The 13,973-nt window shown below is 72.7% G+C and carries 12 protein-coding genes and 1 pseudogene; 8 read left to right on the top strand and 5 right to left on the bottom strand.

What is annotated here, in order from left to right; translation table 11 throughout:
* Window positions 1-936 (bottom strand): annotated as a pseudogene (locus tag VN520_RS25820) (ATP-binding protein); the annotation flags it as partial.
* 451 nt (window positions 937-1,387) lie between these two features.
* Between VN520_RS25820 and VN520_RS25815 the strand changes: the two are divergent.
* Window positions 1,388-3,151: an LCP family protein gene (locus VN520_RS25815; RefSeq protein ID WP_325749340.1), complete on the top strand. Its 1,764-nt coding sequence runs from the start codon at window positions 1,388-1,390 to the stop codon at window positions 3,149-3,151.
* Window positions 3,152-3,277: 126 nt separating this feature from the next.
* Here VN520_RS25815 and VN520_RS25810 read toward each other — a convergent pair whose 3' ends face one another.
* Both VN520_RS25810 and VN520_RS25805 read right to left on the bottom strand, forming a co-directional pair.
* Window positions 3,278-4,447 carry a serine hydrolase domain-containing protein gene (locus tag VN520_RS25810; protein WP_325749339.1) on the bottom strand — a complete coding sequence of 390 codons (1,170 nt, stop codon included), beginning with the start codon at window positions 4,445-4,447 and terminating at the stop codon, window positions 3,278-3,280.
* Window positions 4,448-4,510: 63 nt separating this feature from the next.
* On the bottom strand, window positions 4,511-5,440 hold the full coding sequence (locus VN520_RS25805; protein ID WP_325749338.1) for a LysR family transcriptional regulator: 930 nt from the start codon (window positions 5,438-5,440) through the stop codon (window positions 4,511-4,513).
* Between the two features lie 141 nt (window positions 5,441-5,581).
* On the opposite strand from VN520_RS25805, the gene VN520_RS25800 reads away from it, so the two are divergent.
* From VN520_RS25800 to VN520_RS25790, 3 genes are all read left to right on the top strand, one after another.
* The gene (locus VN520_RS25800) at window positions 5,582-6,532 is read left to right on the top strand and encodes an EamA family transporter (protein ID WP_325749337.1); all 951 of its coding nucleotides are present in this window, start codon (window positions 5,582-5,584) and stop codon (window positions 6,530-6,532) included.
* An 88-nt stretch (window positions 6,533-6,620) separates the two neighbouring features.
* Window positions 6,621-7,139, top strand: a complete 519-nt coding sequence (locus tag VN520_RS25795; protein ID WP_325749336.1) for a DinB family protein — start codon at window positions 6,621-6,623, stop codon at window positions 7,137-7,139.
* Window positions 7,140-7,236: 97 nt separating this feature from the next.
* The gene (locus VN520_RS25790) at window positions 7,237-7,404 is read left to right on the top strand and encodes a hypothetical protein (protein ID WP_325749335.1); all 168 of its coding nucleotides are present in this window, start codon (window positions 7,237-7,239) and stop codon (window positions 7,402-7,404) included.
* A gap of 14 nt (window positions 7,405-7,418) precedes the next feature.
* Here the strand turns inward: VN520_RS25790 and VN520_RS25785 are convergent, their stop codons facing one another.
* Together VN520_RS25785 and VN520_RS25780 are read right to left on the bottom strand one after the other, a co-directional pair.
* Entirely contained in the window at window positions 7,419-7,853 is a 435-nt protein-coding gene (locus tag VN520_RS25785) for a PIN domain-containing protein (protein WP_325749334.1), read from the bottom strand.
* Window positions 7,850-8,092 (bottom strand): ribbon-helix-helix domain-containing protein, encoded by a 243-nt coding sequence (locus VN520_RS25780; RefSeq protein ID WP_325749333.1) that lies wholly within the window; start codon window positions 8,090-8,092, stop codon window positions 7,850-7,852. The genes VN520_RS25785 and VN520_RS25780 overlap by 4 nt, the downstream gene beginning before the upstream one ends.
* A gap of 356 nt (window positions 8,093-8,448) precedes the next feature.
* Here VN520_RS25780 and VN520_RS25775 point away from each other — a divergent pair, with 356 nt between their 5' ends.
* The 4 genes from VN520_RS25775 to VN520_RS25760 form a co-directional block, all read left to right on the top strand.
* A complete protein-coding gene (locus tag VN520_RS25775) occupies window positions 8,449-9,255 on the top strand; it encodes a TIGR03084 family metal-binding protein (protein ID WP_325749332.1) in 807 nt (268 codons plus the stop codon).
* Window positions 9,252-10,955 carry an acyclic terpene utilization AtuA family protein gene (locus tag VN520_RS25770; protein ID WP_325749331.1) on the top strand — a complete coding sequence of 568 codons (1,704 nt, stop codon included), beginning with the start codon at window positions 9,252-9,254 and terminating at the stop codon, window positions 10,953-10,955. The genes VN520_RS25775 and VN520_RS25770 overlap by 4 nt, the downstream gene beginning before the upstream one ends.
* Window positions 10,952-12,547 carry an acyl-CoA carboxylase subunit beta gene (locus VN520_RS25765; protein ID WP_325749330.1) on the top strand — a complete coding sequence of 532 codons (1,596 nt, stop codon included), beginning with the start codon at window positions 10,952-10,954 and terminating at the stop codon, window positions 12,545-12,547. Before VN520_RS25770 ends, VN520_RS25765 begins: the two co-directional genes overlap by 4 nt.
* A gap of 8 nt (window positions 12,548-12,555) precedes the next feature.
* On the top strand, window positions 12,556-13,973 hold a 1,418-nt coding region (locus tag VN520_RS25760; protein ID WP_325749329.1), incomplete at its 3' end, for an acetyl-CoA carboxylase biotin carboxylase subunit.

The following is a 13,973-nucleotide window of genomic DNA, read 5'->3' as shown; positions in this document are numbered from 1 at the left end:
CAGCTGCACATCGCTCATCACCAGGCCGCTGTCCTCGACGGTGATGACGATGCCGGCCGGCACCTCCTCGACGTACACGTGCACCTCGGCGGTGGGCGGCGAGAAGTTGGCGGCGTTGTCGAGGAGTTCGGCCAGGGCGTGCATGACGCCCTCGGCGGCGTGGCCCGCGATCGCCACCTCGCTCGTCGAGTGGAGGCGGATGCGCTGGTAGCTGCCGATACGGCCCATCGCGCCGCGCAGGATCGACTCCATGACGATCGGCTTGGCCCACCGGCGCCCGGAGCGCGCGCCGGTGAGGACGGCGATGGAGTCGGCGAGCCGGCCCGCCTGGGCCGTGCGGTGGTCCAGGTGCAGCAGATCACCGAGCACGTCCTCGGCGGTGTGCCGGTGCTCCATCTCGCGCAGGTCGGCCAGCATGCTCGTGGCCAGGGCCTGCATCCGGCCCGCGGCGTTGGCGCAGGCGGCGATCGCCGCGGAGCGCTCGTTCTCGGCGCGCCGGGCACGGGCGGACAGCCGGGCGGTCTCGGTGGTGAGCCGCTCGTGCTGCTCGGTGGCCTGGGCGGTGACCCGGGCGATCCGGTCGTCCGCCTCGGCGGTGACCCGGGCCGCCTCGGCGGAGGCGGCCGCTCTGATCCGGGCGGTCTCCGCGGTGAAGCGCTGCGCCTCGGCGGCGGAGGCCGAGACGAGGCGGGCGGTCTCGGCGGTGAAGCGCTCGGATTCGGCGGCCCGCAGGGCGCGCAGACGACGGACGGTGGTGAGGGTGTGGACCGCGACGGTCACCGTGACGCACAGCAGCACGGCGGCGGCGCCCGCACCCCAGGCGAGCGGGTTCCGTACCGAGGCGGGAGCGGCGGCGACCGCCCACAGGCACAGAGAACCGGTAACGGCTGCCGAGATCAGCAGGGCGAGTGCGGTCGGCCGGAGTGAAGGGCGCAATCGAAAGTCCTCGGGGCGGACGGTGCGGGGGGAAGGGACAGGTACGGCGGAAGGAACAATCCGGATGTATCGGTGCGGTGGTGGTGAAAGGAGCACAACTGGAACTGATTGTTCCTGATCAAGTCATGGCAACTATAGGAGAATTGGCGACTTGTTTGGGAATTCGTTGTGGCCACTTCTCTGTGAAATCTGGCTTGAACTGGCCTTGGTGGAGTTCTTGGGGCGATGTGGTGTGCGGCATGCCGTGGTTCGGGCGGCTGGCTGGTAGCGAATGTCCCTTTATGTCCCCTCTGTAATGCTTGATTTATCACGATCGTCGCTCGTGGGCCGGTTGCCAGCTAGGGTGAGCGCTCCGGTGCAGTCGGCTTTTCGGGCCGGCACCGCCGTAAGACACACCGCGCGCCTTGAAGGGGGAGGCGCCGCGTGGCCCCGACGGAGGACGCAGGCAACCGTGGACGCGCAAGGCCGTGGGCGGGACGAAGGATTCGACCCCGCAGACCAGTGGGTACTCAACCCCGACACCGGTGATTACGAACTGCGACTGACCCCCTCCCCAGGGCGATCGACCGCACCGGTCGGCACGTCGGACGTGCGAGCGCCCGGAGCGCGCCGCAGGTCGAAGCCGGAGACCGCCCGGCCCGGGGAGCGGGCCTCCGTGCCCGGTCAGCGTGGCGGGCGCCGGGGCGCGGGCGGCGGACGCGGGGACCGGGACGAGACGCGGAAGCCGGGAGGCCGCGCGGCGGCACCGGCAGCCGGGCGCCGCAAGGCGAAGCCGGGCAAGTCCCGCAAGAACAAGGCGCTGGTGTGGACCGGCGGCGTGCTCGCCTTCCTGCTGGTGGGCACCGGCACGGCGGGCTACCTCGTGTACCAGCACTTCAACGGCAACATCACCGCCCTCTCCAGTGACGGGGCCGGCACCGGCGGCTTCAGCAAGGACCGGGCGATCAACGTCCTGGTGATCGGGACCGACAAGCGGACCGGCGAGGGCAACGAGGGCTACGGGGACGCGGGCAGTGTCGGCCACGCCGACACCAGCATCCTCCTCCACGTCTCCAAGGACCGTACGAACGCGACCGCGCTGAGCATCCCGCGCGACCTGATAACGGACATCCCGGTCTGTCCCACCCATCTGGAGAACGGGGAGGAGAAGGACATCCCCGGGACCCCCGGCGGGCGCTTCAACACCAGCCTCGGGCAGTCCGACCGCACCCCCAGCTGCACCATGCGCACCGTCACCGAACTCACCGGCATCGAGGTCGACCACTTCATGGTGGCCGACTTCAACGCGGTCAAGTCCCTGACGTCCGCCGTCGGGGGCGTGGACGTCTGCCTCGCCAAGGACATCGACGACAAGGACTCGCACCTCAAGCTTTCCAAGGGCGAACACACCCTCCAGGGCGAGCAGGCACTGGCCTTCCTGCGCACCCGGCACTCCGTCGGCTTCGGCAGCGACCTGAGCCGCATCGAGATCCAGCAGCAGTTCCTGGGCTCCCTGATGCGCAAGCTCAAGTCCAACGACACCCTGACCAGCCCCACCAAGATGTGGTCCCTCGCGGAGGCGGCCACCAAGGCGCTCACCGTCGACGACAAGATCGCCGACATAAACCGGCTGCGCCAGCTGGGCATGGAACTGGCGTCGGTCGACCCCAAGAACATCACGTTCACCACGGTCCCGGTGCTGGACAACCCGAACGACAAGGCCACCGTCATCCTCGACGAGTCCAAGGCGCCCCAGGTCTTCTCGATGATGCGCGAGGACGTCTCCTTCACCGCGGTGGAGAAGAAGGAGAAGGCCGCGGCGAAGGCCAAGGCGGACGCCAAGCTGAAGGGCGAGATGGCCGCCCCGGCGGACGTACGGGTCGACGTCTACAACGGCGGCGCCAAGGCCGGTTCCGCGCAGGCCGCCCTGGACTGGCTGCAGAACGAACAGGGCGTGCTGAAGTCCACGAACCAGGCGAACGCCCCGCAGGACGTGAAGAAGACCCAGCTCGTCTACGCCCCCAACCAGGCGGACCAGGCGCGGCGGCTCGCCGCCCTGATGGGCCTGTCGGCCTCGGCCCTCAAGCCGACGACGACGGACGCCGGCGCGATGGAGCCGATGGAGCTCACCCTGGGCCCGGACTTCAAGCAGGCGGGCAGCCCGCTCACCGCCCCGGAGAAGGCGCCGGAAGACATCCAGCGCGTGGAGGCGGACAAGGCGGTCTGCGCCAAGTAGGTCCCACCGGCCCCGCACGGCATCGCGGGGCCGGGCCTCCTCGCCCTGATCGCCGGGCCGGGCCTCCTCGCCCTGAGGCGGTGCCCCGGCGTCGGAGCTCGGCGAGGGCTGAGGCGGCGCCCCGGCTCAGAGCTTGGCGACGGCCTCGCTCACCGCTGCCGACAGCCGCTCGTTCTCCGGGGCGGCGCCGCCGGGGAGGGCGAAGCGGCGCCGGGTGTAGCCGTAGGCCACGCCGTTGACGGGATCGGCGTACGCCTGCGAACCGGCGGCTCCCGAGTGGCCGAAGGCGCCCTCGCCCAGCGTCGGGTAGACCGTTCCCACCACCTCGAAGCCGAGGGCGAAGGCGTCGGCCTTGGCGGTCACGACGTCGGTCCCCGTCCACCGCACCCGGCCGGCCTCGGTCACCGTCTCCGGCGTGAGCAGAGGTGCCCGCCCCTCCAGCCCGGAGACCGCCGCCGCGTACATCCCCGCGAGCCCCCGCGCCGAGGCCACCCCGCCGACCGAGGCCGGGCCGAGCGCGCGTACCGCGCGGGTGTCGTTGACGAGGGCGACCAGATCGAGCGGCGGGTCCTCGGTGAGGCCGAACGCGAGCGCCGTCAGGCCGGCCGGGTCGAGCGGGTCCGCCGCGGCCTCCGCCGCCTGCGCGGGGGTGGGCACGCCGGGGCGGATGCGCACGTAGCGGGGTTCGAGCGCCTCGGGCAGGCCCAGGTGGAAGTCCAGCCCGTGGGGGGCGCGCACCCGCTCCTCGAAGATCTCCTGGATCGACCGCCCGGTGACCCTGCGGACCACCTCGCCGGTGAGGGCGCCGACCGTCAGCGCGTGGTAGCCGTACTCCGTGCCAGGCGTCCAGTAGGGCCGCTGACCCGCCAGCCGCGCGGCGAGTGCCCGGTCGTCGGCCAGCTCCTCGGCGCTGAACCCGCCGTCCGCCCAGATCAGCCCGGCGCGGTGCGATATGAGCTCCCGTACGGTCAGTGCGCCCTTGCCCTCGGCGGCGAACTCCGGCCAGTACGACGCCACCGTACGGCCGGGATCGATGACGCCGTCCTGGACGAGCAGGGCGACGACGAGATGGGCGGCGCCCTTGGTGGAGGAGTACACCGCGGGCAGGGAGTCCCCGGCGATGCCCTCCCCGGCCCACAGGTCCACCACCAGCCGGCCGTGGTGGTAGGCCGCGAGCTGCCCGCCGGGCTCGGTGTGGTCCGCGGCCAGTACGGCGGCGAACTCCTCCCGCACGCCCTCGAAGCCCGCCGCGACCGTGCCGTGCACGGTGATGGTGCCGCTGCCGCTGCCCGTCATGAGATGCCCCCTGGAATGATCGGCCCGATCGGTACCAGGTGCCAACTCGCCTGTGACAGTGCTTCATTCCCCGCCGGCCGGGAGAATTCCGGGAGGTGTCCGCGGGCCGCGCGCGACGATCTCCCGGGCGAGCGCCGCCAGTCGGGGCAGCGCGGGATGGCCGGGGCCGTCCCGCCGGGCCAGCAGGACGGGCAGCGGCGGGGCGTCGTCCAGGGGCACATAGACGACCCCCGCGTGCGGATGCATCTGGGCGGTGGACGCCCCCGAGACCCCGTTGCCCCGGCCGGCCGCGATGGCCGTGAGCCAGTCGTCGGTGTTGGCGACGGTGAGGGCGGCGACGGGCCGCGCGTGCAGGGGCCACAGGTCGAGCGTGGTGGCACCCGAGACGGTGTTCAGGACGACCGCGCCGCCGGTCAGGTCGGCCAGCGACAGCGAGGCGCGGACGGCGAGCGGGCCGTCGGCCGCCACGGCCGCCACCCGCTCCTCGGTGAACAGCACCTCGGTGACGAGCCCCGGGGAGGCCACCGGCCCGCGGAGCAGCGCCGCGTCCACCTCACCGCGGGTGAGGCCGGCCGTGCGGTCGTCGATGCGCAGCAGTTCGAGCGGGGTCTCCGGATGGCGCCGCTGCCAGGTCCGCAGCAGCGGCGTGGTGTACGGGCCGAAGGCGGACCAGGCGTGCCCGAGCCGCAGCGGCCGGTGGCGCAGCCGGCCGGGATCGAGGGCCTCGTCGAAGGCACCGACCGCGGTGGCGGCCTTGTCCCGGAAGACGAGGCCTTCGGGGGTGAGGGCGAGGTGGTGGGTGGACCGGTCCACGAGCCGCACGCCCAGGTGCCTTTCGAGGGCGGCGAGCGTGCGGGAGACGACGGGCTGGGTGACCCCGAGCCGGGTGGCGGCCCGGGTGACACCGCCTTCGTCCGCGATGGCCAGGAAGGCGCGCAGATGCCGGATCTCGACGCCACGGCCGCCGTTCCCCGCGCCCTGTGCAGTGCTCATGCGTCTGGAGCATAACGGGAGCGCAATCGGCATTTCACGGGAAGCGTGCGGGTCTCTACGGTGAGAGTGCGGGCGGCTCGCGATAGGTGTCGTATGGTGAACCCTCCAGTACATTCTGATGGACTGAATGAAAGGTTTCCGGTGAACGACCCGCGCGTTGCCGCTGAGCCGGCCGCTGCCGTCGCCCTCCCCGAGGTGGCGTCGGCGCTCGATGAACCCGGCCGCGGCCGCCCCGGTGGCCGCAGGGGTGCGCTCGGCCCGGTCGCGCTGGTGGTGGCGGGCGGGCTCTCCGTCCAGTTCGGTGCGGCGGTCGCCGTCCTGCTGATGCCGAGGGCCGGCGCGCTCGGCGTCGTCACGCTGCGGCTCGCCGCCGCCGCGCTCGTCCTGCTGGTCATCTGCCGGCCGAAGCTGCGGGGGCACTCGCGCGCCGACTGGGGCACCGTGGTGGCCTTCGGCATCGCCATGGGCGGTATGAACACGCTCTTCTACCAGGCCGTCGACCGCATCCCGCTGGGCCCGGCCGTCACCCTGGAGGTGCTGGGCCCGCTGGTCCTGTCCGTGGCCGCTTCCCGCCGCCTGGTCAACCTCGTGTGGGCGGCCCTGGCGCTCGGCGGTGTCGTCCTGCTCAGTGGCGGGGGCTTCGACCGGCTGGACCCGGTCGGGGCGGCGTACGCCCTGGGTGCCGGCGCCATGTGGGCGGTGTACATCGTCTTCAGCGCCCGCACGGGCCGCCGCTTCCCGCAGGCCGACGGACTGGCCCTGGCCATGGTGGTGGCCGCGGCGCTCTCGCTGCCGCTCGGCATCATGGAGGCGGGCTCGAAGCTGCTGGTCCCCTCCACGCTGGGCCTGGGCATCGCCGTGGCGCTGCTGAGCTCGGTCCTTCCGTACACCCTGGAACTCATGGCCCTGCGCCGGCTGCCCGCGCCCACCTTCGCGATCCTGATGAGCCTGGAACCGGCCATCGCGGCCACGGCGGGCTTCCTCATCCTGGACCAGGCACTCGCCTCGACGGACGCCCTGGCCATCGCCCTCGTCATCGGGGCGAGCATGGGCGCGGTGCGCAGCCAGGGGCGGGGCGCCCGTAAGCGGTGAGTCCGCCGCGCGGGGGACTTGCCCGGTCCGCCTGCGCGGCCGGACGCCCGAACCTAGGGTGGTCGCGACGGCCGACCTGGAGGAACACATGCCGGAACGCGACGATCTGCTGGCGCTCATGACCGATCAGCGCACCAACTTCCTCTACACCGTCGCGGCGCTCGACGACGCGGGGGCCCGCGCCCGGACGACGGCCAGCGAGCTGACCCTCGGCGGAATCCTGAAGCACCTGGGACTGATGCAGCGCGGCTGGCTCGACGTCATCGAGGGCACCGCCCCCGCCGAGGTCGACTGGGCGGACCTCGACCCCGACGGAAACCGGATGACCGGCACCGAGACGGTGGCCGGGCTGCTGGAGGCCTTCCACGCGGCAGCGGCGGCCTTCGACCGCACGGTGCGCGAGGAGCCCGACCTCGACCGTGAGGTCACGCTGCCTTCCTACCCCTGGTCGCCCCCGGACCCGGTTCTCCGGACCGTCCGTCACGTGCTGTGGCACATCTTCCGCGAGATCGCCCACCACAGCGGCCACGCCGACATCATCCGCGAGGCGCTGGACGGTGCCAGCACCACGGCGAAGATGGCCGAGGCGGCGTCGAAGGGACAGTAGCGAGCGCGCCTCGGACGCGGTCGTGCGGCCCGCGTCACCGCGCCGGGAGCGGGCGCGGGAGGCACGATGGAGGGAAGCGAAGGAAGGAGGCCCGCGCATGGGATCCGCAAAGGGAACCGATGAGTACGACGGGCTGTATGCGCACACGCCCTCGCAGGCCGAGGGCGAACGCGACGAGCCGGCCGTGCGGGGCAGGGCCCCCGAGGTCCACCCCGACACCCCCCGGACCGAGCCCTCGCAGGCGGAGGGGGACCGCGCGGAGTAGGGCGGACCGGCGGCTCAGCTGTCGACGGGCAGGATGCGGAACGCGCTGAGGCCGGGCGTCAGCGGTGTGATGGCCCTGAAGTCCCGTTGGTGGAGGGTGAAGATGCGGTCGGTCCGGTACCGGTCGGCGAGAACGACGCCGACCGCGTCCGCGAGGTCCAGCCTCAGGCCCTCATAGGTGCGGCGCACCTCGTGTGCGGCACCCAGGTCGGCCGGCTTCAGGTCCGCGAGCCTGTACTGACCGTCCGCCATGCGCGAGTGGAGTGCCTCCATCACCTGCATGGCGGCGGGGAAGCCGAGGTCCCGGTGAACGAGACGGTCCAGTTCCGTGACGACCAGCGGAGAGATGGCCAGTGTCTCGTTCTCGAGGATCTTCGCGGATCCGGAATGTTCCGGTTGCGCGGCGTCAAAAGCTGCGTAGAGGGCGGATGTGTCAGCGACGATGATCAACGGCGTGCTGCTCGTTCCTTGATGTGTTCGTACACCGCGTCATCCATTGCCTCGGGGGTGAGGGCGCGTCCACTGTCGAAAACAGGGAGATCCTGGCTCCGCTTGGGCCGTTCTGCGGCATCGAGGATCAGGGCGATGCCCCGCCTGATGAGTTCGGCCTTGCTTATGCCGGTGGCCGACGACTCGGCGCCCAGCCGTACTTCCAGTTCCTCCGGAAGGTACACAGTCGTCTTTATCATGCCCGCAGAGTACCACCCTGCCCTACGTAGGGCAGGGTGGTACTCCTGCCGGTCGGCCGGTCACGTTGCTGGTCATGAACAATGACGGTGTGTACATGGGGCATGCGGAGCAGGACGCGGCGCTGGACCGCGGGCGGCTGCTGAGCCGCGGACGGGTGCCGCTCGATCCTGGTACGCGGAGGAGGAGTCCGTGGTGCTGACCGTGCGCCGGCCCTCCGTCCCCGGCTGCCGCGCCGACCGAGAACCACCCGCGCCAAGAGCGCAGGCGGCCAAAAAATCATGCAAGCGTGCTTGCTTGTTTTCCGGCGTACTGGCATGCTCCGGGGCACACCGCCACGCCCCGAGGGGAGCGCACCGTGCCCGACGCAACGGCCGTGACCGCCGCAGTGCTCGACGACCTCCGTGCGGAGGGCGACGAACTCGACCTGCTGGTAGCGGGATTGAGCGCTCACGAGTGGGCCGTGCCGACTCCCGCCGAAGGGTGGACCGTCGCCCATCAGATCGCCCACCTCAACTGGACCGACGAGGTGGCCCTGACCGCCGCCACCGAGCCCGGTGCCTTCGCCGCCGAGGTCGAGAAGGCGCTGGCCGCCCCCGGAACCTTCGTCGGCGAGGCAGCCGAGGAGGCCGTCACCGCTCTGCCGCCCGAGGCTCTGCTCGTGGAGTGGCGGGAAGGGCGGACCCGGCTCCAGGCGGCCCTCCGTGCCGCACCCGCCGGGGTGAAACTGCCCTGGTACGGCCCGCCCATGAGCGTCGCCTCGATGGCGACCGCACGGCTCATGGAGACCTGGGCCCACGGCCAGGACGTCGCCGACGCGCTCGGCGTGACCAGGAAACCGACCGCCCGGCTGCGGCACGTGGCGCGGATCGGCGTACGGGCCCGGGACTACGCCTACTTCGTACGGGGTCTGCGACCGCCCGCCGAGCAGTTCCGGGTCGAACTGCTCGCGGAAGACGGCGGGTCGACCGTGTACGGGCCCGAGGACGCCGCCCAGCGGATCACCGGGCCGCTCCTCGACTTCTGCCTGCTCGTCACCCGGCGCGCCCACCGCGACGACCTCGCCGTCGAGGCGGTGGGCCCCGACGCCGGGCAGTGGCTGGACATCGCGCAGGCCTTCGCCGGACCCGCCGGGTCCGGGCGGCGCCCCGAGGCGGACCGATGACCCGGCCCCTGCGCATCGGCAACGCGTCCGGTTTCTACGGCGACCGCTTCGACGCCGTGCGCGACATGCTCACCGGCGGCCCGCTGGACGTCCTGACCGGGGACTACCTCGCCGAACTCACCATGCTGATCCTGGGCCGCAGCCGCCTGAAGGACCCGGGGCGCGGCTACGCCTCGACCTTTCTGAGGCAGCTGGAGGAGAGCCTCGGGCTCGCCCACGAGCGGGGCGTGAAGATCGTCACCAACGCCGGCGGGCTGAACCCGGCCGGGCTCGCCGATGCCGTACGGGAGCTGGCGGACCGGACCGGCGTCCCCGTGCGCGTCGCGCATGTCGAGGGTGACAGCCGTCCCGTGCCCGACGGTTACCTCACCGCCAACGCCTACCTCGGCGGCGGAGGCATCGCCGCCTGCCTGCGGGCCGGGGCCGACATCGTCGTCACCGGCCGGGTCACCGACGCCGCGCTCGTCACCGGGCCCGCCGCCGCCCACTTCGGCTGGGCGCCGGACGCCCACGACGCCCTCGCCGGGGCCGTCGTCGCCGGACACGTCCTGGAGTGCGGCACCCAGGCGACCGGCGGCAACTACGCCTTCTTCGGCGACCACGACATCCGCCGCCCCGGCTTCCCGCTCGCCGAGATCCACGAGGACGGAAGCAGCGTCATCACCAAGCACGACGGCACGGGCGGTGTCGTCGACCTCGGCACCGTGACCGCACAGCTGCTGTACGAGACCGGCGGCGCCCGCTACGCCGGACCCGACGTCACCGCCCGGCTCGACACCGTGACGCTGGACCGGGACGGACCCGACCGGGTGCGGATCAGCGGCGTGCGCGGGGAGGCGCCGCCGCCCACGCTGAAGGTCGGTCTCACCCGGCTCGGCGGGTGGCGCAACGAGATCGTCCTCGTGCTGACGGGCCTCGACATCGAGGCCAAGGCCCGGCTCGTGCGGGAGCAGTTCACCGACGCCCTCGACCGGGCCGGCTCGGCCCCCGCCGAGGTGCGGTGGGAACTCGCCCGCACCGACCGGGCCGACGCCGCCACCGAGGAGACGGCGAGCGCCCTGCTCCGGCTCGTCGTGCGCGACCCGGACGCGGAGGCTGTCGGCCGCGCCGTGTCCGGGGCGGCCGTCGAGCTGGCCCTCGGCAGCTACCCGGGCTTCCACGTGACCGCCCCGCCCGGGAAAGGCACGCCGTACGGGGTGTTCGAGGCCGCGTACGTACCGGCCGGGGAGGTCGGGCACGTCGCCGTGCTGCCCGACGGGACGCGCTCGGTGGTGCCGCCGGCCGGCCCGTACAAGCACATCGAGGACGTGACGCGACCGGACCTGCCCGAACCGCTGCCCGCCGGGCCCGCCCGCACCGCACCCCTCGGACACGTCGCGGGAGCCCGCAGCGGTGACAAGGGCGGGGACGCCAACGTCGGGGTGTGGGTCCGCACGGACGACGCCTGGCGGTGGCTGGCCCACGAGCTGACCGTCCAGCGGTTTTGGGAACTGCTGCCGGAGACCGCAGGGCTCACCGTCGTACGCCACGTCCTGCCCCGGCTGCGGGCGCTCAACTTCGTTGTCCACGGCCTCCTCGGCGAGGGCGTCGCCGCGCAGGCCCGCTTCGATCCGCAGGCCAAGGCGGTGGGGGAGTGGCTGCGGTCCCGGCACGTCGCCGTTCCCGTGCGGCTGCTCGACGAACCGGAGGCGTACGCATGACCGTCCTGCCCACCGCACTCGACACGACGGGGCCCGAGTACACCGCCCACCGCGAGGCCATGCTCGCGAAGCTCGCCGAGCTGGACACCGAGCACGCCGAGGCACTCGCGGGCGGCGGCGAGAAGTACGTCGCCCGCCACCGCGGGCGCGGCAAGCTCCTGGCCCGCGAGCGGATCGAACTGCTGGTCGACCCGGACACCCCGTTCCTGGAGCTGTCACCGCTCGCCGGCTGGGGCAGCGAATACGCGGTCGGCGCCTCGCTGGTCACCGGGATCGGGATCGTCGAGGGCGTCGAATGCCTGATCACCGCCAATGACCCGACCGTACGCGGCGGCGCCTCCAACCCCTGGACCCTGAAGAAGGCCCTCCGCGCCAACGAGATCGCCTTCGCCAACCGGCTGCCCTGCGTCTCACTGGTGGAGTCCGGTGGCGCGGACCTGCCCTCGCAGAAGGAGATCTTCATCCCCGGCGGGGCCCTGTTCCGCGACCTCACCCGGCTGTCCGCCGCCGGCATCCCCACCGTCGCCGTGGTGTTCGGGAACTCCACCGCCGGCGGCGCGTACGTCCCCGGGATGTCCGACCACACCGTGATGATCAAGGAACGGTCCAAGGTCTTCCTCGGCGGCCCGCCCCTCGTCAAGATGGCCACCGGTGAGGAGAGCGACGACGAATCGCTCGGCGGCGCCGAGATGCACGCCCGCACCTCCGGCCTCGCCGACCACTACGCCGTCGACGAGCACGACGCACTGCGCCAGGCCCGGCGGATCGCCGCCCGGTTCAACTGGCGCAAGGCCCACCCGGATCCGGGCCCCGCCGAGCCGCCGAAGTACGACGAGGAGGAGCTGCTCGGGATCGTGCCCGGCGACCTCAAGACCCCCTTCGACCCCCGCGAGGTCATCGCCCGGCTCGTCGACGGCTCGGACTTCGACGCCTTCAAGCCGCTGTACGGGACCAGCCTGGTCACGGGCTGGGCGAGCCTCCACGGCTATCCGGTCGGCATCCTCGCCAACGCGCAGGGGGTGCTGTTCAGCGAGGAGTCGCAGAAGGCCGCGCAGTTCATCCAGCTCGCGAACCAGCGCGACATCCCGCTGCTCTTCCTGCACAACACCACCGGCTACATGGTCGGCAAGGAGTACGAGCAGGGCGGCATCATCAAGCACGGCGCGATGATGATCAACGCGGTGTCGAACTCCCGGGTCCCCCACCTGTCCGTGCTGATGGGCGCCTCCTACGGCGCCGGGCACTACGGCATGTGCGGCCGGGCCTACGACCCCCGCTTCCTCTTCGCCTGGCCCAGCAGCAAGTCCGCCGTCATGGGGCCCCAGCAGCTCGCGGGCGTCCTCTCCCTCGTCGCCCGCGCCTCCGCCGCCGCGAAGGGGCTGCCCTACGACGACGAGGCCGACGCCGGACTGCGCGCCGTGGTGGAACAGCAGATCGAGTCCGAGTCGCTGCCGATGTTCCTCTCGGGGCGGCTGTACGACGACGGGGTCATCGACCCGCGCGACACCAGGACCGTCCTCGGGATGTGCCTGTCCGCGATCCATACGGCACCGGTCGAAGGCGCGCGCGGCTTCGGCGTCTTCCGGATGTGAGGGAACGGATGATCACCGCACTGCTGGTCGCCAACCGGGGCGAGATCGCCTGCCGGATCTTCCGCACCTGCCGCGAACTGGGCATCGCCACCGTCGCCGTGTACTCCGACGCGGACGCCGGCGCCCTGCACGTGAGGGAGGCCGACACCGCCGTACGCCTGCCGGGGGCCGCACCGGCCGACACGTACCTGCGCGGCGACCTCGTCGTCGCCGCCGCGCTCGCCGCGGGCGCCGACGCCGTCCACCCGGGGTACGGCTTCCTCTCGGAGAACGCCGGGTTCGCCCGGACCGTGCAGGACGCGGGCCTCGTATGGGTGGGGCCACCGGTCGGGGCCATCGAGCTGATGGCCTCCAAGACCAGGGCCAAGGAGCTGATGGCCGCCGCCGGGGTGCCCCTGCTCACCCCGGTCGATCCGGCGGACGCCACCGCCGCCGACCTGCCCCTGCTGCTGAAGGCGGCGGCGGGCGGGGGCGGGCGCGGGATGCGGATCGTACGGGAACTGGCCGCGCTTCCGGCGGAGCTGACCGCGGCCACCGCCGAGGCCGCCTCCGCCTTCGGGGACGGCGAGGTCTTCGCCGAGCCGTACGTCGAGCGGGGCCGGCACGTCGAGGTCCAGATCATGGCGGACGGGCAGGGCACGGTCTGGGCGCTCGGAACCCGCGACTGCTCGCTCCAGCGCCGCCACCAGAAGGTCATCGAGGAGGCCCCGGCACCGGGCCTCGACGACGCCCTGCGGCAGGGGCTGCACGACGCGGCGGTCGCCGCCGCACAGGCGGTGGGCTACCGGGGCGCGGGGACCGTCGAGTTCCTCGTGTCGGCCGGGGGCCGCCCGTACTTCCTGGAGATGAACACCCGGCTCCAGGTCGAACACCCCGTCACGGAGGCGGTGTTCGGCCTCGACCTGGTCGCCCTGCAACTGCGCGTCGCGGAGGGCGGGCCGCTGCCCGCCCCCGCGCCCCCGCCGCCCGGCGGACACGCCGTCGAGGCCCGGCTGTACGCCGAGGACCCCGCGCGTGACTGGCGGCCACAGACCGGAGCACTGCTCACCCTGGAGGTGCCCGGCGAACCCGGTGTCCGGCTCGACACCGGATACACCGGTGGCGACACGGTGGGGGTGCACTACGACCCGATGCTGGCCAAGGTCATCGCCCACGCCCCCACCCGCACCGAAGCCGTCCGCCTCCTCGCCCGCGTCCTGGAACGCGCCCGCATCCACGGCCCGGTCACCAACCGGGACCTCCTCGTCCGCTCCCTGCGCCACCCGGACTTCGTCGCGGGGCGCCTCGACACCGGCTTCTACGACCGGCACCTGGCCGCCCTGACGGCGGTCGGCACCCCCGGTGCTCCCGGCACCCCCGGCACTCCCGGCACCCCCGGTGCTCCCGGCACCCCCGGTGCTCCCGGCACCCCCGGTGCTCCCGGCAC

The sequence above is a fragment of the Streptomyces sp. genome (assembly GCF_035563135.1).
In the GTDB taxonomy this organism is placed as follows: Bacteria; Actinomycetota; Actinomycetes; order Streptomycetales; family Streptomycetaceae; genus Streptomyces.
The sequence above is the reverse complement of the archived record's forward strand: the minus strand, read 5'-3'. Positions and strand labels throughout refer to the sequence as shown.

Bases quoted from the DNA above. Each gene is read 5' to 3' on its own strand.
- VN520_RS25810 (WP_325749339.1), bottom strand. From the start codon at position 4,447: ATGACGGGCAGCGGCAGCGGCACCATCACCGTGCACGGCACGGTCGCG.
- VN520_RS25805 (WP_325749338.1), bottom strand. From the start codon at position 5,440: ATGAGCACTGCACAGGGCGCGGGGAACGGCGGCCGTGGCGTCGAGATC.
- VN520_RS25795 (WP_325749336.1), top strand. From the start codon at position 6,621: ATGCCGGAACGCGACGATCTGCTGGCGCTCATGACCGATCAGCGCACC.
- VN520_RS25790 (WP_325749335.1), top strand. From the start codon at position 7,237: ATGGGATCCGCAAAGGGAACCGATGAGTACGACGGGCTGTATGCGCAC.
- VN520_RS25780 (WP_325749333.1), bottom strand. From the start codon at position 8,092: ATGATAAAGACGACTGTGTACCTTCCGGAGGAACTGGAAGTACGGCTG.
- VN520_RS25770 (WP_325749331.1), top strand. From the start codon at position 9,252: ATGACCCGGCCCCTGCGCATCGGCAACGCGTCCGGTTTCTACGGCGAC.
- VN520_RS25765 (WP_325749330.1), top strand. From the start codon at position 10,952: ATGACCGTCCTGCCCACCGCACTCGACACGACGGGGCCCGAGTACACC.